Genomic DNA, 19,672 nt, shown 5'->3' with positions numbered 1-19,672 from the left:
TCACAGTTCGGCGTCGGGCTCGCCCGTGGGGGCGAACCACCGGATGTTGGTCATGGAGAGGGTGCGCTCCTCGGGAGGCACCCAGACGGCCCTCACCCGCATGCCCTGCCGCACCTCGTGGGCGGGCACGTCGCCCATCAGCGCGATCATCGGGACGTCCGCCCCGTCGAGCAGGATGTAGGCCGAGACGAACGGCACCTCGGGCGCGCGGGGATCGGGCAGGTTGTTGATGGCGAAGGTGGTGACGGTGCCGGTGCCGGGCAGCTCCACCTCCTCACTGATGGACGAGCCGCACTGCGGGCAGGTGGTGCGGTAGGGCACGTAGACCTTGTCGCAGTGCGTGCAGCGCCCGGCCAGGAAGACGCCTTCGCGGACGCCTTCGAGGAAGCGGGCGAGCGATCGGCCGGCCTGGACGCGGTACTCGGTGCGGACGTGCGAGACCATCGTGGTGACCTCAGGAACGAAGCACGAAATGTCGGTGATGTGCCCGACGCGCTCGGCCTCCGGCCGGAACCGGGGACGCACCCGCAGGCCGGGCCGCATCGCCTTGACGTCGCCGGCGTCGACCGCGTGGACCAGCGAGGTGTCCGCGCCGTCGAGCTTGACCAGCGCCCAGGCGAACGGCCGGTCGAGTGGGTGTCCCTTGCGCGGCGTCTCCACCCAGGCCCAGCCGAGCACGGTGCCCGCCGGGCCGACCTCGACGAACGTGCCGGTCACGGCCTCGCCGGTGGCCGGGTCGTACTCCAGGGGCGGCACCAGCACGCGGTCGTCGGCCGTACGCACCCCGACGATCCGCCCGTCGCGTAACTCCGTGAGGAAACGCCCGATCACGGGTCCCGTCGTGCGGGTGTACCCCCCGGGGAACTCCAGCACATGCTCGGCGACGAGCGGATCAGATGGCACGGTCTCGGCCCTCCCAGTAGGGATCACGGAGCTTGCGCTTGAGGAGCTTGCCGTTCGGCTCGCGCGGCATCTCCTCGATGAAGTCGATCGAACGCGGCCACTTCATCTTGGCCAGCCGTCCTTCGAGTGACCGCAGGATCTCGCCCGCCAGCTCCGGCCCCGGAGCGACGCCGGGAGCGGGCTCGACGACGGCCTTGATCTGCTCACCCCACTCGTCGTCCGGGATCCCGAAGACGGCGACGTCGGCCACCTTCGGATGGACCACCAGCTCGTTCTCGATCTCGGCCGGGTAGATGTTGGTGCCACCCGAGATGATCATGTCGGCCTTGCGGTCGCAGAGGAACAGGAAGCCTTCCTCGTCGAGATAGCCGATGTCACCGACGGTGAAGTGGTCCCTGAGCCGGTTCTCCTCGGTCTTGGCGGGGTCGCCCTTGTACTCGAAGCGCAGGCCCCCCATCTTCATGTAGATCGTGCCGGGGGTGCCCGCCGGGACGGGCTCGTGGTCGTCGTCCACGATGAGCAGCTCGCTGATCGGCCAGGCCGTGCCGACCGTGCCCGGGTGCTTCTTCCACCCCTCCGGCGTGGCGATGGTGCCGCCGCCCTCGGTCGCCGCGTAGTACTCGTAGATGCAGTCGCCCCACCATTCGAGCATCGCCCACTTGACCGGGACCGGACAGGGCGCGGCCGCGTGGATCATCCACTTCAGCGAGGAGAGGTCGTACTTGTGCTTGACCTCGTCGGGCAGGCCGAGCAGCCGCTTGAAGTGCGTGGGCACCATGTGGGAGTTGGTCACCCGGTACTTCTCGCAGAGCCGCAGCGTCTCCTCCGGGTCCCACTTGTCCATGTAGACGAGCGTGTGCCCCATGTGCAGCGCCGTGCCGCCGAACTGCGTGACCGCCGTGTGGTAGTTGGGCGAGGTCACCAGGTGGGCGTTGGGCCTGCCCGCCGTGACCCCGAACAGCGAGAGCAGGAACGCCATCAGCTCGGCCGCGTCGTCCGGATCGAGCCCGTTCAGCGGTCGCCTGACGCCCTTGGGCCTGCCCGTCGTCCCGGAGGTGTAGTGCATGGTCGCGCCGGCCGTACGCTCGCCGGGCAGCGTCTCGGGCCGTCCCACGGTGAGCTCCGACACCGGCCGGAACCCTTCGATCGAGCCGAACGAGAACCGCCGGTCCGCCTCGATCGCCTCGGCCCCCCGCGCGCCCTCCTTGGAGTACCGCTCGTGGACGAAGAACGCCTTGGCCTCGCTGTCGGAGACGATGTACGCGATCTCGGGCCCGGTGAGGTGCCAGTTGACCGGGGTGTAGTACCAGCCCGCCTGCAACGCGGCGAGGTAGACGGTGAGGCCGTCGACCCCGTTCGGCACCAGGCCGCAGATGCCGTCGCCCGCCTTCAGGCCGAGGGCGCGCAGGCCGTGGACGAGGCGGTTGGCCCGGGCGAGCAGCTCCCCGGCCGTGTACTCGGTGCCGTCGGGATCCACCGCCGCGATCCAGCCGGGATCCGCCTGCGCGAGCCTCCAGAAGCCGAGCGAGCCCATCGGAACTCCCTTGTTCGGTTCCGCCCTGACGTCCTTGACGTCTGCGATCTCCCCCGAATCCGCCGCAGTGAAGCACGTTCCTGATATTCGGACAAGGCCTGGCGCTACGGGAGGTCACGAACAAGAATCTGTTCTAGTTCGCAAGCCGCAGACTAACCCGCCCGACGCGACCCGAGCAAGCGCTTGATATAACACCCACCGAGCGTCCGGCCGGCCCGGCAGGCGCCTGACCACTGAGGACGGTGTCCATGGAGCTCCTGCCCATCAGCACGCCACACTGCCGCGTCGAGCGCGAGGACCACGTCGTGATCGTGACGATGGACCGTCCCGAGGCCAGGAACGCGCTCTCATCCGACATGCTGGTAGGGCTCGCCGACGCCTGGGCCTACATCTCCGCCGAGCCCGGCGTACGGGTGGGCGTCCTCACCGGCGCGAACGGCACCTTCTGCGCCGGGGCCGACCTCAAGGCCATGGGCACGCCGTCCACCGACCCCCGCGTGCTCAAGCGCGCCCAGGAGATCCCCGACTTCCACTGGAAGGGCCTGCTGCGCGACGGCGACGCCCTGCCGACCAAGCCGATCATCTGCGCGGTCGAGGGCTACGCCGTCGCGGGCGGCACGGAGCTGCTGGTCGGCACCGACCTGCGGGTCGTCGCGGAGTCGGCGACGCTGGGCCTGTTCGAGGCGAGGCGCGCGCTGTTCCCCATGGGAGGCAGCGCCATCCGGCTGCCACGCCAGGTCCCCTACGCGTTCGCCATGGACCTGCTGCTCACCGGCCGGGCCGTCACCGCCCAGGAGGCGCTGGCGATGGGCCTGGTCAACCGCGTCGTGCCGGACGGGCAGGCCCTGACCGTCGCCCGCGAGATCGCCGACCAGGTCGCGGCCTGCGGCCCGCTCGCGGTGCAGGCCATACTCCGGACGTACCGCGAGACGCTGGGCATGCCCGAGGCCGAGGCCCTCAAGGTCTCCGACGCCATCGGATGGCCGGTGATCGGCTCCGAGGACGCCAAGGAGGGCTCCCGCGCCTTCCGCGAGAAGCGTCCCCCCCTCTACAAGGGCGCTTAGCCCGCTCTCTACAAGGACATGCCCGCCGCCCTCACGCCCGAGCCTGGATCATGGCGTGCGTGCCCGTCGTGCGCCACGGTTCGCCCGCCGCGTCCAGGGCGACCAGGGTGCGCTCGCCGACCCCGACGAGCACGTCCGACTTCAGCGTGCGCAGGGCGGCGACCGGCCCCGGGAAGTACGCGGTGACGTCCCGGAACGGCGTGTCCGGCGGCCACACCTGGTCGCCGACCAGCCGGCGGTAGTTGAGGTCCCCCTTGGTGATCGTCAGGGAGGCCGAGGCGAAGTCCTCGCGCAGGTCGTCGGGCATGTCCCGGTACGGCAGCGGAGCGCACGAGAAGGGATGGGCGCGCAGCGTGAGGCGCCCCTCCCCCATCGCCCTCCAGAGCCGGGCGCCCGCCTCGCCCGCCCGTCCCGGCGCGCCCGCGAGCCGCCGCAGGCAGGCGGCCACGTCCGCCGGCGTGGCGTCGGACACGAAGTACGGGTGCGGCTTGACGTGCAGCACCACCTCGGCGGCGAGTCCCTCGGACAGGAGGTGGTCGACCAGGACGAGGTCGGGCAGCAGCTCGCGCCCGGCGTTGTCCGCGAGCACGCAGACCCTCCCCGGAGCGCCGTCGCGGATCAGCGACCACAGCAACGCGCTGTCGTCCACGACGAGGGCGGCCACCCGCTCACGCTCGTCCGTCAGCGTGACCCTGAACGAGAGGTCCGCGCGGTTGCCCCAGAGCGATCCGAGCAGCAGTCCCTTCGCCCGCTCGCCGGGAGACAGCGTGGCGGCCTTGTCCAGGGCGGCCAGCTCGTCGTCCACGGCGGTGCCCCGCAGCTCGGCCTGCTTCACCGGCCCGAACGGGTCGACGCCCCGCCACGGGCCGTCCCCGAAGTAGCCCGTGGCGTCGAGGAGCTTGCGGTAGAAGTAGCTCTCGGCCCACAGGAACGGCACGTCGACCCACCGGCGGCCGAGCTTCCCGCGCCCCCACTCCGCCCACGCGGCGTAGTCGTGCGCCGAGCCGTCGAGCGGCTCCATCACGTCCCGCGCGACCTCGCCCGCCAGCCGGTCGAGCGCCTCGTGCCGGTCGGGGGTGTAGGGCAGCGCATCCCTGACCTGCCGCAACAGGACCGGATGCCGGTCACGGAACACCCCGAGAGCGTACGAGCCCGGCACGTTGCCCATGATGGGCGGCGCGTCGATCGTCTCCGGCATCCATCCATCTTGCATTACGGGGACATTCCCCTGTCCTTCGGGGACCGGCTCACCGCGCTTCCCCTGTCGTATCTATGGCAGACGGGCTGACGCGGAACAGGCGTACCCCGAAGGTCAGGGCTTCTCGGCACCCGGTGAGACGAGATCAGCCTCCCGTGAGGCGGTCCAGGCGTTCGATGGCCTCTACGTACTCTTCGACCAGGCCGAAGACGACGTCCTTGGCGGATTTCACCTGGTTCATGGAACCGATGATCTGGCCCGCCGGGAACGTCGCGAGCTCGGCGGCGTCGGAGTTGCCGATCCTGCGCAGGGCGCCGGAGATCAGCATGAACTGGAGGGGCATCGGCAGCGTTCCCGGCGACTCGGCCGACTCCCAGGCGTCGGTCCACTCGTTCTTGAGCAGCCGCGCGGGCTTGCCGGTCCAGGAGCGGGACCGCACGGTGTCGCGGGAGGTGGCCTTGAGGATCTTCTGCCGGGCGTGCTCGGGCGTGTCGGCCTCCTCGACCGTCAGCCACAGCGAGCCCGTCCAGACGCCCTCGGCGCCGAGCGCGAGCCCCGCGGCCATCTGGCGGCCCGACCCGATGCCACCCGCGGCGAGGACGGGGACGTCGACGGCGTCCGCGACCTGCGGGATCAGCACCATGGTGGAGATCTCCCCGGTGTGCCCGCCCGCCTCGGTCCCCTGGGCGACGACCACGTCCACGCCGGCCTCGACCTGCTTGACGGCATGGCGCGGCGTCGAGGCGAGGGCGGCGACCTTGACCCCCTTGGCGTGGGCCAGGTCGACGACGTCCTTGGGCGGTGGGCCGAGCGCGTTGGCGAGCAGCGCGATCGGGTGCCTGAGCGCGGTCTCGACCTGGGGCCGGGCGGTGGCGTCGGTCCAGCCGAGCAGCACCCTGCCCGCGTCGGCCCCGCCGGACAGCGGGGGCACGCCGTGCTCGGCCAGCAGGTTCTCCACGAACCGGCGGTGCCCGTCGGGGATCATCCCCTGGAGCCTGGCCACCAGTTCCTCCGGGGAGTCGACGCCGAGGTCGGCTCCGGCGTACGAGGCGGGCATGACCACGTCCACGCCGTACGGCCTGCCGTCGACGTGGTCGTCGATCCACTTGAGCTCCATTTCGAGCTCGTCGGGAGTGAAGTAGAGGGCGCCGAGCACTCCCATGCCGCCGGCGCGGCTGACCGCGGCGACGACATCCCGGCAGTGGCTGAAAGCGAAGATCGGTAACTCGATCCCGAACATGTCGGTGACACGTGTCCGCATGGCACGAATGTACGGCGCGCGCGACAATGACTGCAACGTGTTCTATCTAGAACATCTGATCGGTACGGCCTGCCGGACGCCCGGGCATGATCGCGACGGCGAAAATATGAGGAACACGTTCCAGTCCTTCTCATCACATCTCGCCTCGCGGGACGTGAAAGATGTTGGGCATGATCCGACTAATTAATGTCAAATTTCGTGACAAATCGGCATTGCGGACATAACACGTTAGTCGTACGTTCCCGGTATGGATCTGGAGCTCCGTCACCTCAAGATCGTGCGCGCGGTCGCCGAGGCAGGGAGCGTCACCAAGGCGGCCACCCAGCTCGGACTGGCCCAGCCATCGCTGACCGCGCAGCTGAAACGGATCGAGCGCACGCTCGGTGGCGCTCTGTTCGAGCGTGACCGCAACGGCGCCCGTCCCACTCCCCTCGGCGAACTCGTCCTGACTCGGGCACGTGTCCTGCTGCCCGCTGTGCGGGAACTCCAAGAAGAGGCGGTGCGCTTCGCCAACACCTATGAAGGAATACCGGGGTTCCGGATCGGCGCCACCCACGGACCCATACTCGGCGGCCTGGTCGAAAGACTCACCATGGCCCATCCGAACACGCCCGTCAGCACCCGTACGTCGTGGTCCTCACGCGAGCTCACCACGTTGGTGAGCGCCGGGCGGCTCGACTTCGCGCTCATCGGGACCTGCGGGGACACCCCGCCCCCCGCCGCCGACATCATGACGTGGAGCGTCGTCGGGGCCGACCCGGTCTTCGTCCTGCTTCGCGAGGACCACCCCATGGCCGGAGAGAAGGAGCTGGAACTGTCCAACCTCGCCGACGAGGCGTGGGCGGTGGCCCCGGGGGACGGCTGTTTCGCCGACTGCTTCGCCGGGGCGTGCGCGCGTGCGGGCTTCGTCCCGAAGACCGTGTACGAGACCGACGTGGGAACCTGCCTGCACCTGGTCAAGGTGGGCAAGGCCGTGGCGCTGTGCCAGGCGACGTTCGAGCTGACCGCCGAGCTGGTGATGATGCCCGTCGCCGGGGCGCCGCTGCGGTGGCGGCACCTGCTGGGCTGGCACTCGGACTCCCTCGCCGCCCGCGCCGCGCCCTCGCTGGCGCACCACGCGCGGGAGGCCTACGGGGACGCCATAGGACGCAGCTCCCGCTACCGCGACTGGCTCGTCGCCAACCCCCAGTTCGGCACGGTTCCATAACCCAGCGATAGGGGCAGACCAATCGCGCCCAGCATGGACGCCGCTACGGTGACGCCCCCCAACACCGAGGAACGTCGATGCGTGGAGCGACAGGCCCCCGCCTCGACGGCCCCACCGGCGCCGACGTCGAGGCGGTACCGCCGTCCGGCGTGGGACGGCAGCACCGCCTCCGCGTGCGCCCGGCCTCAGTCCTCCGGGTCGAGCTTGAAGATGACGTGCTGACCGGAGGTCGTGACGCGGGCCGAGCCGGTCACGCCGGCGTAGCGCTCGGTGCCGCCGGTGATCGTGGCACCGCTCGTCCACGGCGGGTTGCCCGCCCACTCGTCCATACCGAGCAGCGTGATCTGCCCCTGCCTCGTGCGCAGCACGCGCGTGCACTGCGCGATGACGCCGTGCGCGGTCGCCTGAACCGCCGAGCAGCGCGTGCTGCCGTCACCGGCCCGCTTCCTTTTCGCGTCGGAGAGGGAGAAGTAGGTGACCCATGAATCGCCCGGCTTGACCTGTGCGGGCTGGGTGTTCACCACATTGTCGGCGTGGAATACGAGCTCGGTGGACTTGTGCTTGGGAGTGGACGCGGCGGTGGACGTGAACGCGGTCGTGGAAGCCGACGCCGAGACCGGCGGAAGAACAGCGACCGAAGTACCCGAGAACGCCACGACCAGGGCGGTCGTGGCATAGCGGGTACGGATCGAGAACCCTGACATTTCTACTCCAACTCGGGAAAGGGGGATGCGGAGAGAGTGGCCGCATTTCGCTTTGAAGCGGCAGAACATTGTGTCCGCTCCGCTATGGCCATAGCAACGATCAGATTCGCGACATAATCGCATTCCCCTGGCAAGTCAGTATAAAAAGCTGCGCTATTTTTCCGGCCGCGGAAATGCCGTCGCTCTCGTGACGAGCCCCCCGCGCCCGGCGGCCAAGCCGCCGTTCCGAGGTCCCGGTTGGCGAATCCGGACAGGCCCGGCATCGCTCCGGAGGGTTCCATAACGCGGCGATAGGGACCAAACGATAGCTCCGCGACTTCCGTGAGCGCAGTTACGGTGACGGCACCCCCGAACACCGAGGAGAGCCCATGCTCCGCAGACGCACCGTTACCGCCGGATGCGCTCTAGCCGTCAGTGTCCTCACCATCATGGCCGCCCCAGCTGTCGCAGACCGCGCACCAGCCGCCGCGACCGGCGTCACCGCGCAACCCGCTCCCCCGATGCTCGACGCGATGAGCCGTGACCTCGGCATCACCCGCGAGCAGGCCGAGTCCCGCCTGCTCAACGAGTCGCGCTTCAGCGGCGTCGAGGCCAAGGTCAAGACCCAGCTCGGCGACACCTTCGCCGGTTCGTGGCTCAGCGGACCCACCTCGGCGACGCTGACCGTCGCCACCACCGACGCCGCCGCCGCGTCCGCCATCACCGGCACCGGCGTCCAGGCCAAGGTCGTCGGCCGTAGCCTCGCCTCGCTCGACGCCGCCAAGGCCGCGCTCGACAAGGCCGCCGCCGCCCAGACGCCCAAGTCGACCCCGGTGTGGTACGTCGACGTGCCGAGCAACAGCGTGGTCCTCAAGACCTCCCAGCCCTCGGACGCCGAGGCCTTCGTCGCCGCCAGCGGCGTGGACAAGTCGATGGTCAAGATCGAGCAGTCCACCGAGCGGCCGCAGACCTTCTACGACCTGCGCGGCGGCGAGGCGTACTACATCAACAGCTCGGCCCGCTGCTCGATCGGCTTCTCGGTGAGGCGCGGCAGCACGCCGGGCTTCGTCAGCGCCGGCCACTGCGGCCGGGCGGGCAACACCACGACCGGGTACAACCGGGTCGCCCAGGGCACCTTCCAGGGCTCGTCCTTCCCGACCAACGACTACTCGTGGGTCGCGGTGAACAGCAACTGGACGCCCAGGGGCATCGTGTCCTACGGCAACGTGACCGTCACCGGTTCGACCGTCGCCGGCGTCGGCGCGTCGATCTGCCGGTCGGGCTCGACCACCGGCTGGCACTGCGGCACCGTCCAGCAGCGCAACACCAGCGTGACCTACTCCCAGGGCACGATCTACGAAGTCACCCGCACCAACGTCTGCGCCGAGCCCGGCGACTCCGGCGGGTCCTTCATCTCCGGCAGCCAGGCCCAGGGCGTCACCTCCGGCGGGTCGGGCAACTGCTCCTCCGGTGGCACCACCTACTTCCAGCCGGTCAACGAGATCCTCTCGGTCTACGGCCTCACCCTGGTGACCGGCTGACCGACCGGGTAACCGGCTGAAAGACCCCGTAAGCACCCCCCGGCATCACCAAGGCGCCGCCATCCCTCCCGGGGTGGCGGCGCCCTCCCATGTGCGGCCACTGTACGGGTCACTGTGCGCCCGTCGTGCGGGCCGCGTCAGGCCGGGAGGTTGAGCCAGTAGAAGCCGTGGCCGGCCAGGTTGAGGGGATAGGGCTCGTGGCCGATCGGCAGGAAGCGCGACCCCCCGAAGGCCTCCACGGGAGTGCGGTTGGCGTACCCCGCGAGGTCGAGCCGGGCCGCCTGGGCGAACCTGGAGAAGTTGACCACGCACAGCACCTGGTCGACCTGGTGCGAGCGGACGTAGGCGAACACGGCGGGGTTGGTGGAGGCGACCTCCTCGAACCTGCCGACCCCGAAGGCGGGGTTGTGCCGGCGCAACTCGATGATCCGCCGCGTGAAGTGCAGGAGCGAACGGCTCCGCCGCTGCGCCTCGACGTTCGTCGCCTGGTAGCCGTACACCGAGTCCATCAGGACGGGCAGGATGAGCCGGTCGGGCTCGCTGTGAGAGAAGCCGGCGTTGCGGTCGGGCGACCACTGCATGGGCGTACGGACGCTGTCGCCGCCGCGCAGCATGAGGTTGTCGCCCATGCCGATCTCGTCGCCGTAGTAGAGCACCGGGGAGCCGGGGAGCGACATCATGAGCGCCGTACACAGCTCCAGGAGGCTGCGCTCGTTGTCCGCCAGCGGCGCGAGGCGCCGCCGGATGCCGGTCTCGGTGCGCATGCGCGGCGCCGTGGCGTACTCGCGGAACAGGTAGGCGCGCTCGCGCTCGTCGAGTGAGGCCAGGGACAGCTCGTCGCTGTTGCGCAGGAACACGCCCCACTGGCAGTTCGGCGCCGTGGCGGGCAGCCGGGTGAGCACGTCGGAGACCGGCTGGTGGTTCTCGCGCCGGATGGCCAGGAAGATGCGCGGGATCAGCGAGGCGTAGAGCACCATGTGGCACTCGTCCCCTGTCACGCCGTCGCCGAAGTAGGCCGCGGCGTCGGTCGGCCGGCGGTTGGCGTCCGCCATGAGGATGCGGCCGGGATACAGCCTCTCGACCTCGGCGCGCAGCCGCTTCAGGTAGTCGTGCGTCTCGGCGAGGCCCTCTCCCGAGGTGCCCTCGCGCTCGTACAGATAAGGCGCGGAGATCAGCCGGTAGCCGTCGACGCCGAGGTCGAGCCAGTGGCGCACGACGTCGAGCATGGCCTCCTGCACGGCCAGGTTGTCGAAGTTCAGGTCCGGCTCGGACGCGAGGAACCGATGCCAGTAGTGGGCGCGGCGTACCGGGTCGTAGGTCCAGCCCCGCGTGTCACCGTTTCCGCGGCCGTACGGGGCCTCGCCCTCGCCGGCGTCGCGCCAGACGTAGAAGTCCCCGTACGGCCCGGCGGGGTCGCTCCTGGACCGGAGGAACCACTCATGCTGGTCGCTCGTGTGGTTGAGCACCAGGTCGAGCACGACGCGGATGTCCTTGCGGTGGGCGGCGTCGATCAGCTCGACGAAGTCCTGCCGCGTCCCCAGGTCCGGATTTATGGCGAGGAAATCATCGATGTCGTAGCCGTCGTCGTGGAGCGGCGAGCCGAACACCGGGGACAGCGTCAGGCACGTCACCCCGAGCCAGCTGAGGTAGTCGAGCTTGTTGATGAGCCCCCGCAGGTCGCCGACCCCGTCGCCGTCGGAGTCGGAGAAGCTCCGCACCCGCACCTCGTAGAAGACGGCCTTCTTGTACCAGAGGGGGTCGCGGAGCGGTGCCCGCGCGGTGTCCTCGGCGAGGCCGGTGACCGACGTGCCGCGATGCCGGGCGAGTGCCCGCCGCGCGGCCAGCCCGACCTCCTCGGCGGGGTCGGCACGCAGGTCCGTCAGCGCGCGCTCAGCCGTCGCCACCTGGATGGCGTCCGCCGACAGCAGCCACAGGCCGATCTCCTCGACCGCCATGACCCGCGCGGCGGCGCGCCCGCTGTGCATCAGCGCGGCGACGTCGGCCGGGAGTACGCCGGGACGTACGGGGGCGCGGGCGACCCACAGGTCTCCGCCGACCCTGCTGTCGATCGTGGGCGTCTGGTTCCGCCCGCTGTAGCCGAGCCGCTCTCGGGCGTGGTCGAAGGCCTCGCGCACGCTCACCCAGCCGTTGCCGTCGCGGTCGGCCGCGCCGGTCTCGATGCCTTCGAAGAACGCGCTTCCGAAGACCGACGGGAGCGCCTGGCCCGCGTCGTCCTCGGCCTCGTGGGCCCGCTGGATCGGGCTGGCCGCCACGATGACCACCCGTTCGAGGTCGGCGCGCTGCTGCCGGCTGCGCGGGAACGCCCCGGCGTAGCAGCAGTCGAGGACGATGGCCACCCGGCGCGCGCGGCACCTGTCGAGGCAGTCTCGGATGTACTCGGCCGGCACGGCGGAGGGAAGCAGCCGCTCGGGGTCGGTCTCGATCGTGGCGAGGTAGAGGCGGCCGTCGGCGTCCTTCATCCCGTGCCCGGAGAAGTAGGCGAACAGGAAGTCGTCTGGCTCGGCCGTCACGAAGAAGTCGTAGATGCGCTCGCGCACGGTCACGAGGTCGGCGTCGTACAGGATGCCCACGGGGTCGAAGCCGCCGAGCAGCGGGTCGGAGAGCACCCTCCGCATGATCGCGGCGTCCTTCGCGGGCGACTCCAGGTCGGGCAGGGAGGGGTGACGGTAGTGGCCGGTGGCGACCGCCAGGGCACGCCGGTGACCGCCCAGGCGAAGATCTTCGCCCAGCGCCTCAGTCACGGTCGGCTCTGTCCTCGTATTCCTTGTATTCGTTGAGGATGGCCACGAGCCGCTCGGCGGAACCCTCTGAATGGCCCTCGATCGTCACCTTCTGCCCGTTGGGGAATTCGAGCCGCGCACGGTTCCCCGCGTTGCGCCGGAGGAAGTCGCGGATGATCGCGACGGCGGGCCTGACCATCCAGATGTAGATGGAGATCGCGAGCGCGCCCTCTTGCATGAGCGCGGGGGCACGGGTGCCCGCCGCCGACTCGCGGGACGGTACGGGCTCGGCGGCGGTGACGCCGTCGAGCTGAAGGATCTCGTCGCGCAGGCGGAGCGTCCTCTCCGCGAGGGCCTCGGTCTCGCCGGGGTCGATGGATTCGAGCCGGACGATGAGTGGCTGTGGCTCCATGAAGGAATTCTGCCCGACCCGAACTGCGGCGGGCACCCGTTCGGTGCCGTCACGTAGAGATATGTGATCTATCCCCCACACGGCGTGGACAAGTAACCCGCTTGGAGGTATATAGGGGGTATAACCCTTCTCTAACCCCACTTCCCGGAGCGCGTGTGATGCCGAAGATCAACGTCTATCTGCCTGACGAGCTCGCCGAGGCGGTCAAGGAGGCGGGCGTGCCCGTCTCGGCCGTCTGCCAGCGGGCTCTTGAGCAGGCGGTGCGCCGCGTCACCGCCATACGGGAGACGGTCCTGGGCGATCTGGACCTCGACGACCCCACCGAACGGCTAGCGCACTTCACCGGACGGGCGCGCACCGTGCTGAAGCTCGGCGTGGAGCAGGCGCGGGCCGATGGGGCGCCGAGCGTCGGCACCGAGCACCTGCTCGGCGGCATGCTCGCCGAGGGCGGCAACCTGGCACTGCACGTACTCCGGGCCGTGGAGATCGAGCCAGAAAACCTGAGCCGCACCCTCGACCGCCGCTCCCCCACGTCCACGTCCACGTCCGTACCCGCATCCACGTCCGCGTCCGGAGACGACGGCGACGACGCTGGCGACAGCGGCTACGACGGCCACGGCGACGAGGGAACGGCGCGGCACTTCAGCGGCCCCGCCGCCAACGCGCTGGAGCTGGCCGTCACCGAGGCCACCGCGCTCGGGCACAACTACGTCGGCTGCGAGCACCTCCTGCTCGGCCTGGTCGCCGAACCCGACGGCACCGCCGGGCAGGTGCTGCGCGCCCTCGGCGCAGAGCCCCGCCTGACCCGCCGCGCCGTCGCCGCCGCCCTCGCGGGGTACGTCCACCTCCGGGCGCAGACCCAGCCGGCGGCCCCGGCCGTACCCGCCGACGCGGCCCAGGCACTGGCGGCGGTCGTCCGCAAGGAACTCCAGCCCCTCACCCGGCGCATCGAGCAATTGGAGGAACGCCTCAACACGGCTCCCGAGAGCTGACATCGAGCGGATGCCATCCCATGGACCGATTACCGAAGACCGGATGGGCCAAGACCGTACGCGTCCTGTCCTGCGCCGTCGTCTTCTCCGGCTGGCTATGGACCGCCCAAGGAGCACCTTGTCACAGCACTCCTCGGACGTACCGACCAGGAGGGCCGTACAGCGCCCAGCGACCCGAAGACGACCAGCTATCGCCTAACCCACCGACCGCACCCGCTCCGCCCCCTGCGACCACAGGAGCAGCCCGGCGAGCCGATCCCGCGTGTGACATCGGAGCTGAAGGTGCTCTTGCGCCAAGCGCGTGTGATCGTGCCCGGTGCTTCGTGCGACATCCCGCGTCCCCTCACTTGCCGGCCTACAAGCGCTCGGAAATTCGACTGATCACGGCGAGTGATTCATCTGGACCGAGTGCCATAGCGCGCAGCTGGTCGAATACTAGGCTATATCGGTGCACTTCCGCATCATTCTCGATATAGAGGCTACTTGCCATAGTCTCCACAAACACCACTCCAGGATCATACTTCCCCGAAAAACTCCATGATCGAGAATGCTCCGACCATTCGCCCGCCACCCGGTCCCCGGAGCTTGGCATGAGGCGAGTTGGCGTTGTACAAGATGCCGGCTAACCGCGTTCTTTGTACGGCTGACAACGGCAGCGTGGCACGGTAGAACAGCAACTCGAACTCTGGTGCATAGGTTGCTCTTGTTCGACAACCTTCTAACAGTGGCTTCCCTATTTGTCGATCACGTACCGCACGCAATTCGAGTCCCTGGCCTGCGACTTCAGGGTGAAAAGGCGCACTGCATGGACAACGAGGCTCCGGTAGATCGGTCTGGCCCTCTGAACCGCCGTGCCATGGAGCCTTCGCAGGTCATGCCACCGCCTCACCGCACGCGATCAAGCTGTGAACTGCAGCGACCCACCAAACCGTCTCACCATGCGAGACTCCTCTCACCCTGCACGGCAAGGGCCTGCCGGACCCTTTTGGTCAGGGCCGAAAGGTGTTGCGGCCACAGTTCCGCCGGGGCAGCATTACTACGCGGATCCGGAAAACCATTATCGCCGGGCTCAGCATGACAGAAGGCCAATGACAGGAGCCAAAGAAAACTTTGGCGCCCTTGGCCCAAAACTGAACTCGGAATATGGGAATTCGGATGATCAGCGGGGCGGGACCGGCTGAAGAACCGCAGCCCGGCCCGTGTCCGCACGGCGGGACGCCCTTGAGGACGTAGAGAAAGTCCTCACCCACTTCCTGAAGGGAAATCGATACCATGTGGCAGAAGATGCGTTTCGTTGCCATCGCAGCTGTAGCTGCGGGAGCCATCGTAGCCTCGGGCAGCACGTCAGCTATGGCTGCGGCGACTGCCCCCTCTTGCATCGCAAGAAATGTGAAGACGTTCAACGTCGTTGAACTGGTCAACAACTGCGGAACCCCCATGAACGTGAAGGTCATCTGGAAGTACGCGCCGGACAGCGCTTGTCTTCCGATGGCCATCGGACAGAAGAGAACCGTGGCTGAGTATCGGTCGCCGCTCGTCGAATACGACAAGACCGTGACCTGCTGAGTAGTTATTTCCGAGCTATAAAAAGGGCCCTGTGCAATCCGGCGCAGGGCCCTCCTGGTAGGAACACAGCAGATCACCCATCCACACCCAAGGCCATCTCGTTCCAGCCCTCCAGGTCGCGCCTTCGAAGCCGACGTGGTGACGACTGGTGCTGTCGGGGCTGCACTTGAAGGCTGGATGCGTGCGAGCGATGAGGATGTTCGGGAGCTGCGCCGGTGCTTTCGTGACTGGGAGTGCGCGCTTGGTCCGGAAAGTGGAATAACGGGTGTCGGGAATCGAGGGCCCCTGCGGGTGGATGCTGAGTCCCGAGGGGTCTTTTGGAGGGGACGAGGGCCGAGGACGGCTCGCTGTTGGACCTGTAACGGGTTCTAGTTTGAAGCGCCTGAGATCGCTGGAGAGCGGCTGTCTACTGGCGAGTAACCAAGCCGCCCTCCGCATAGTAGAACATGTTCTAGCGGGGCATGCGGCGCCACAGTGAGCGGGGTAGGGCGCGCATCACCGTGAAGGCCGGGCGGAGCTTGGCCGGGACCCAGACGGTCTCCGCGTCGTCGCGCAGACCGGCTGCGACGGCGGCCGCGACCGCCTCCGGGGTGGTCGCCATGGGCGCGGGCGGCATCCCCGCCGTCATGCGCCCGGTGACGAACCCCGGACGTACCACCATCACGCGGGCACCGGAGCCGTGCAGGGCGTCGCCGAGGCCCTGGGCGAAACCGTCCAGGCCCGCCTTGGCCGCCCCGTACACGAAGTTGGCGCGCCGCACGCGCACGCCCGCCACCGAGGACAGGACGACGAGCGTGCCGTGGCCCTGTTCGCGCAGCCGGCGAGCGGCGAACAGCCCCGCCGACACGTACCCGCCGAAGTTGACCGCGACCGACGCGGCCGCCGACACCGGGTCGGCCTCGTAGGCGGCCTGGTCGCCCAGCACGCCGAAGGCCGCGACGACGACGTCGAGGTCACCGGCGAACTCGGCGGCGGAGGCGATGACCTGCTCGTGTGTCTCCGGCTCGGTCGCGTCGAAGTGCAGCACGCGGACGTCGGCGCCGAGGCCCTTCAGCCGTACGGCCGCGGCCTCCGCCTCGCCGCGCGCGGCCAGCACGACCCGACGGGCCCCGTCGCGGACGAGCCGCTCCACGATGGCCAGGCCGATCTCGCTGCGCCCGCCGAGCAGCAGCACCGAGTCCACCGAGCCCAGGGCGTTTTTCACAGGCCGGTCTCCTTGTCGGGTCCGTACGTCGCTCGGTTCACAACGCGAGTCTCGTATCCGGGTCCGTACGTCGCTCGGTTCACAGCGCGAGTCTCCTTGCCAGGTCGGAGCGGAAGACCTCACCCGGGTCGGCGCTCTCGCGTATCTTGCGCCATTCCGGCAGGCGCGGGTACATGACGGGCAGCAGTTCGGCCCGCATCCGCGCGTCCTTGGCGAGGTAGAGGCGGCCGCCGGCGCCGGCGACCCACTCGTCGAACCCCCGCAGCAGCCCGGCCAGACCCGCCTGCCCCGACGGGATGTCCAGCGCGAGCGTCCAGCCCGGCAGAGGGAAGGACAGCATTCCCGGCGTCCCCGCACCGAACCGCTTCAGCACGGTCAGGAAGGACACCACCCCCTCCGACGACAGGCGGGACACGATGCGCCGGAGCGTCCCCTCCTCGCCGAACGGCACGACGAACTGGTACTGCACGAACCCCCGCGAGCCGTAGACCCGGTTCCATCCGTTCACGAAGTCCAGCGGGTGGAAGAAGGGGGCGAGGTCCTGGATGATCCGCCGCTCGCGCGACTTGGCGTACCAGGCTTCGTTGAACGCGCGCACGGTCAGCCCGTTGAGCAGGCCGTTCGGCGCCCACGGCGGGGCGGGCAGCCGCGAGGCGGGGGCGAAGGCCAGGGGGTCCTCCCCGGCGGGGAGCTCGTCGCGGCGCGCGTGGTCGCCTCGCGTCAGCACGCTGCGGCCCATACGAGGGCCCCGGGCGAGCAGGTCGATCCACGCGACCGTGTAGCGGTAGCGGTCGTCGGTGGCCGTCATGACCTCCAGCGTGTGGTCGAGGTCGCGGGTGCGCTCGACGTCCACGCGCATGCGGGAGGTCTCGACGGGGACGCAGGCGAAGCTCACCTCGGTGATCAGGCCGGTCAGGCCCATGCCGCCGACTGTGGCCCAGAACAGCTCGTCCCCCGGGCCCAGCGTGCGGCTCGCCCCGTCGGCGGTGACCAGCGTCAGCGACCGCAGGTGCGCGCCGAAGGAGGAGTCGACGTGGTGGTTCTTGCCGTGTACGTCGGCCGCGACCGCTCCGCCCAGGGTGACGTGCCGGGTCCCCGGCGTGACCGGGACGAACCATCCGCGCGGGACGAGCGCGCGCATCAGGTCGTGCAGGCTCATCCCGGCGGTCGCGGTCACCACGCCCGTGGACGGATCCAGCGACCAGCGCGCTTCCATCCCCGCGAGGTCCACCACCACGCCGCCGGCGTTCTGGGCGGCGTCGCCGTACGCCCGGCCGAGCCCGCGCGCGATCAGGCCGCGCGACGGCGCCCCGGTGACCAGGGCGGCCAGTTCGGACGGCGTTCGCGGCGTGACGAGCGTGGCGGGCGTGGGGGCGGTGCGCCCCCAGCCGGACAGGAAGGTCATCGCGAACGAGTCCTGAGGGCGAAGGTCATCTCAGAGGGATCCCGACGGCGAGTGGGGTCATTGCACGTAGATTCCGACGGCGAGCAGGACGACGAGCAGGGCGGTGTAGAGCTGTAGCGGCCGGTCGCGCAGCGCGAGCTCTTCCGGCTCCTCCCCGATCCCCCGGTCGACCAACAGGTTGTGCCGGAGCACGATGAGGACGAACGGGACGATGCTCACACCATAGAGGGTGTCCGCGTGGATCTGCAGCGCCCACAGGCAGTACGTGACGATCATCGCCCCTGAGGCCATGGAGCGGACGTGCGCCAGGTAGCTCGGGGTGTAGGTGACCAGGGTCGCGCGGGTGCCGTTCGTGCCCTGGTTGCGCACCTCGGCCTCCCGCTTGCCCACCACCACCTGGAGCGAGCCGAGCGAGATCACCACCAGGAACCAGCTCGTCACGGGCACGCCCACCGCGACCGCGCCGGCGAAGGCCCTGATCACATGGCATGCCGCGACGGCGACGAGGTCGACGACCACCTCGTGCTTGAGCCAGTAGGTGTAGGAGAGGGTCAGGACGAGGTACCCGGCCACGACCGCCGGCAGCTTCCAGCCACCGGCGAGGAACGCGAACCCGGGCGCCGCCACGATGAACAGCGCCCCGGCCACCCGCGCCGCCCGTACCGGCACGATTCCGGCGGCGATGGGACGCAGGCGCTTGCGCGGGTGGCGGCGGTCGGCCTCGGCGTCCGCGGCGTCGTTGAGCAGGTACGCGCCGCTGGCCGCCATGCAGAACGCCACGAACGCCACCATGGCGTCGAGCAGGCCGGACGGGGTGGTCAGCACCCCGGCGGCGGCCGGGGCGGCGAAGACCAGGAAGTTCTTCAGCCACTGGCGGGGACGGCACGCGCGCGCGAATCCCCGGATCCGCGCCCCCACGCCCACGGCCGCCGGAACGGTGTCCGACGGCCGTACGTCCGTTCGCCCGGAGGTCACGAAGCCCCGGCGCTCCCGCGCCGCGACACCGGACGGCCCCGGACGACGAGGAACGCCCCGGCGAGGAGCGACAGCAGCCCGGCGACGAGCAGGACGATCGGGATCGTGGTCTTGATCAGGCCGATCTGGTCCCTGGACTCGATCGCCTTCTTCACCAGCTCGTCGGTGGTCTCCGGGGTGTACTTCGCGGTGGCGATCAGGGCCGGCTTGCGCTCGACGCCGTCGTCGGTCTTGAGCACCTCGTGACGCCGCTGCTCCTGCCTGACCGGCACGCCGCTCGCCGGCTCGACCCAGAACGTGACCGTGCCGTCGTACCAGCGGCCGAGCTGCACGTCTCCGGCCTCGTCGATGCCCATCACGGAGGCGGGGGCGGTCAGCGTCTGGATCTTGGTGGCGGGCACCTGCTGCACGTACCTGTAGACCGGCAGCCCGTTGACGACGTCCTCGCCGTCGAACGTGGCGTCGTAGGCGGCGCCGGTGCTGGAGTTGAACACCTTGTAGGTCTTCTTCTCCGCGCCGAACGGGAACAGGAAGATCTGCCCGTCCAGCTTCACCGGCTGCTTGTCGATGCTGGCACCGCAGCAGTTGACCGCCGCACCCGTGTACTTGTTGAACGCGCTGCGGAACTCCGTCATCGAGATGCCGGGCCTGTTGTTGGTCACGTCGCTGACCGAGGTGAACTGGTCCCAGACGACCTTGTCGTCCGTGGAGTCCGTCACGTCACCCCGGGTGGTGACGGTGATGTCCAAGGTCCCGGTGAGTACCTTCAAGTCACCGACGCTGAAGTACTGTGCGTTGTCGGCGGTCAGCTTGGTGATGCCGTACTGATCGGCCGGGGCGGCGATGAGCTGTCCTGCGACCTGGAACCTCACGAGTGGTGCCAACGCGATCAGGAACGTGCCTACTCCTAAGAGAACAATTCCGACGACGCGGCCCATCGCTCCTCCTGGGGGTGCCCGTCGGACCGGGCTTGTACCCGGACGACG

General features: G+C 69.4%; 17 protein-coding genes. 5 read left to right on the top strand and 12 right to left on the bottom strand.

Annotation, left to right across the window (positions count from 1 at the left end; all coding sequences use genetic code 11):
- Complete coding sequence (locus tag AB0B89_RS07680; protein ID WP_358549683.1) at positions 1 to 903, bottom strand: OB-fold domain-containing protein; 903 nt, start codon at positions 901 to 903, stop codon at positions 1 to 3.
- Positions 893 to 2,437 carry an acyl-CoA synthetase gene (locus AB0B89_RS07675; protein WP_358549681.1) on the bottom strand — a complete coding sequence of 515 codons (1,545 nt, stop codon included), beginning with the start codon at positions 2,435 to 2,437 and terminating at the stop codon, positions 893 to 895. Before AB0B89_RS07675 ends, AB0B89_RS07680 begins: the two co-directional genes overlap by 11 nt.
- Positions 2,438 to 2,685: 248 nt before the next feature.
- Between AB0B89_RS07675 and AB0B89_RS07670 the strand changes: the two genes are divergently transcribed.
- Complete coding sequence (locus AB0B89_RS07670; protein ID WP_358549679.1) at positions 2,686 to 3,501, top strand: crotonase/enoyl-CoA hydratase family protein; 816 nt, start codon at positions 2,686 to 2,688, stop codon at positions 3,499 to 3,501.
- Positions 3,502 to 3,532: 31 nt separating this feature from the next.
- Here AB0B89_RS07670 and AB0B89_RS07665 read toward each other — a convergent pair whose 3' ends face one another.
- Positions 3,533 to 4,699 carry a damage-control phosphatase ARMT1 family protein gene (locus AB0B89_RS07665; RefSeq protein ID WP_358549677.1) on the bottom strand — a complete coding sequence of 389 codons (1,167 nt, stop codon included), beginning with the start codon at positions 4,697 to 4,699 and terminating at the stop codon, positions 3,533 to 3,535.
- 145 nt (positions 4,700 to 4,844) lie between these two features.
- A complete protein-coding gene (locus tag AB0B89_RS07660; RefSeq protein ID WP_358549675.1) occupies positions 4,845 to 5,960 on the bottom strand; it encodes a nitronate monooxygenase family protein in 1,116 nt (371 codons plus the stop codon).
- A 247-nt stretch (positions 5,961 to 6,207) separates the two neighbouring features.
- Here AB0B89_RS07660 and AB0B89_RS07655 point away from each other — a divergent pair, with 247 nt between their 5' ends.
- Entirely contained in the window at positions 6,208 to 7,167 is a 960-nt protein-coding gene (locus AB0B89_RS07655; RefSeq protein ID WP_358549673.1) for a LysR family transcriptional regulator, read from the top strand.
- Between the two features lie 185 nt (positions 7,168 to 7,352).
- Here AB0B89_RS07655 and AB0B89_RS07650 read toward each other — a convergent pair whose 3' ends face one another.
- Complete coding sequence (locus AB0B89_RS07650) at positions 7,353 to 7,871, bottom strand: hypothetical protein (RefSeq protein ID WP_358549671.1); 519 nt, start codon at positions 7,869 to 7,871, stop codon at positions 7,353 to 7,355.
- Positions 7,872 to 8,299: 428 nt separating this feature from the next.
- Between AB0B89_RS07650 and AB0B89_RS07645 the strand changes: the two genes are divergently transcribed.
- Complete coding sequence (locus AB0B89_RS07645) at positions 8,300 to 9,391, top strand: S1 family peptidase (protein ID WP_358549669.1); 1,092 nt, start codon at positions 8,300 to 8,302, stop codon at positions 9,389 to 9,391.
- A gap of 137 nt (positions 9,392 to 9,528) precedes the next feature.
- Here AB0B89_RS07645 and treS read toward each other — a convergent pair whose 3' ends face one another.
- Positions 9,529 to 12,153, bottom strand: a complete 2,625-nt coding sequence (gene treS / locus AB0B89_RS07640) for a maltose alpha-D-glucosyltransferase (RefSeq protein ID WP_358549667.1) — start codon at positions 12,151 to 12,153, stop codon at positions 9,529 to 9,531.
- Positions 12,146 to 12,544, bottom strand: a complete 399-nt coding sequence (locus tag AB0B89_RS07635; RefSeq protein WP_358549665.1) for a hypothetical protein — start codon at positions 12,542 to 12,544, stop codon at positions 12,146 to 12,148. The genes treS and AB0B89_RS07635 overlap by 8 nt, the downstream gene beginning before the upstream one ends.
- 158 nt (positions 12,545 to 12,702) lie before the next feature.
- Here AB0B89_RS07635 and AB0B89_RS07630 point away from each other — a divergent pair, with 158 nt between their 5' ends.
- The gene (locus tag AB0B89_RS07630) at positions 12,703 to 13,536 is read left to right on the top strand and encodes a Clp protease N-terminal domain-containing protein (RefSeq protein WP_358549662.1); all 834 of its coding nucleotides are present in this window, start codon (positions 12,703 to 12,705) and stop codon (positions 13,534 to 13,536) included.
- A 355-nt stretch (positions 13,537 to 13,891) separates the two neighbouring features.
- Here AB0B89_RS07630 and AB0B89_RS07625 read toward each other — a convergent pair whose 3' ends face one another.
- Positions 13,892 to 14,128 carry a Scr1 family TA system antitoxin-like transcriptional regulator gene (locus AB0B89_RS07625; protein ID WP_358549659.1) on the bottom strand — a complete coding sequence of 79 codons (237 nt, stop codon included), beginning with the start codon at positions 14,126 to 14,128 and terminating at the stop codon, positions 13,892 to 13,894.
- 692 nt (positions 14,129 to 14,820) lie between these two features.
- Between AB0B89_RS07625 and AB0B89_RS07620 the strand changes: the two genes are divergently transcribed.
- A complete protein-coding gene (locus tag AB0B89_RS07620; protein ID WP_358549656.1) occupies positions 14,821 to 15,102 on the top strand; it encodes a hypothetical protein in 282 nt (93 codons plus the stop codon).
- 451 nt (positions 15,103 to 15,553) lie between these two features.
- On the opposite strand, the gene AB0B89_RS07615 is transcribed toward AB0B89_RS07620, so the two are convergent.
- From AB0B89_RS07615 to AB0B89_RS07600, 4 genes are all read right to left on the bottom strand, one after another.
- Entirely contained in the window at positions 15,554 to 16,306 is a 753-nt protein-coding gene (locus AB0B89_RS07615; RefSeq protein ID WP_358549653.1) for a decaprenylphospho-beta-D-erythro-pentofuranosid-2-ulose 2-reductase, read from the bottom strand.
- A gap of 79 nt (positions 16,307 to 16,385) precedes the next feature.
- Positions 16,386 to 17,711, bottom strand: coding sequence for an FAD-binding oxidoreductase (locus tag AB0B89_RS07610; RefSeq protein ID WP_358549650.1), 1,326 nt, complete (start codon positions 17,709 to 17,711; stop codon positions 16,386 to 16,388).
- A gap of 57 nt (positions 17,712 to 17,768) precedes the next feature.
- Complete coding sequence (locus AB0B89_RS07605) at positions 17,769 to 18,635, bottom strand: decaprenyl-phosphate phosphoribosyltransferase (protein ID WP_358549711.1); 867 nt, start codon at positions 18,633 to 18,635, stop codon at positions 17,769 to 17,771.
- 47 nt (positions 18,636 to 18,682) lie between these two features.
- Positions 18,683 to 19,624: a DUF3068 domain-containing protein gene (locus AB0B89_RS07600; protein WP_358549647.1), complete on the bottom strand. Its 942-nt coding sequence runs from the start codon at positions 19,622 to 19,624 to the stop codon at positions 18,683 to 18,685.
- Between the last annotated feature and the right edge of the window lie 48 nt (positions 19,625 to 19,672).

It is taken from the genome of Sphaerisporangium sp. NPDC049002 (assembly GCF_040649355.1).
In the GTDB taxonomy this organism is placed as follows: Bacteria; Actinomycetota; Actinomycetes; order Streptosporangiales; family Streptosporangiaceae; genus Sphaerisporangium.
This window is presented reverse-complemented; position numbering and strand designations above follow the sequence as displayed.

Bases quoted from the DNA above. Each gene is read 5' to 3' on its own strand.
- AB0B89_RS07660 (WP_358549675.1), bottom strand. From the start codon at position 5,960: ATGCGGACACGTGTCACCGACATGTTCGGGATCGAGTTACCGATCTTC.
- AB0B89_RS07625 (WP_358549659.1), bottom strand. From the start codon at position 14,128: ATGCCAAGCTCCGGGGACCGGGTGGCGGGCGAATGGTCGGAGCATTCT.
- AB0B89_RS07635 (WP_358549665.1), bottom strand. From the start codon at position 12,544: ATGGAGCCACAGCCACTCATCGTCCGGCTCGAATCCATCGACCCCGGC.
- AB0B89_RS07675 (WP_358549681.1), bottom strand. From the start codon at position 2,437: ATGGGCTCGCTCGGCTTCTGGAGGCTCGCGCAGGCGGATCCCGGCTGG.
- AB0B89_RS07600 (WP_358549647.1), bottom strand. From the start codon at position 19,624: ATGGGCCGCGTCGTCGGAATTGTTCTCTTAGGAGTAGGCACGTTCCTG.
- AB0B89_RS07610 (WP_358549650.1), bottom strand. From the start codon at position 17,711: ATGACCTTCCTGTCCGGCTGGGGGCGCACCGCCCCCACGCCCGCCACG.
- AB0B89_RS07620 (WP_358549656.1), top strand. From the start codon at position 14,821: ATGCGTTTCGTTGCCATCGCAGCTGTAGCTGCGGGAGCCATCGTAGCC.
- AB0B89_RS07665 (WP_358549677.1), bottom strand. From the start codon at position 4,699: ATGCCGGAGACGATCGACGCGCCGCCCATCATGGGCAACGTGCCGGGC.
- AB0B89_RS07645 (WP_358549669.1), top strand. From the start codon at position 8,300: ATGGCCGCCCCAGCTGTCGCAGACCGCGCACCAGCCGCCGCGACCGGC.
- AB0B89_RS07670 (WP_358549679.1), top strand. From the start codon at position 2,686: ATGGAGCTCCTGCCCATCAGCACGCCACACTGCCGCGTCGAGCGCGAG.
- AB0B89_RS07655 (WP_358549673.1), top strand. From the start codon at position 6,208: ATGGATCTGGAGCTCCGTCACCTCAAGATCGTGCGCGCGGTCGCCGAG.
- AB0B89_RS07630 (WP_358549662.1), top strand. From the start codon at position 12,703: ATGCCGAAGATCAACGTCTATCTGCCTGACGAGCTCGCCGAGGCGGTC.
- AB0B89_RS07650 (WP_358549671.1), bottom strand. From the start codon at position 7,871: ATGTCAGGGTTCTCGATCCGTACCCGCTATGCCACGACCGCCCTGGTC.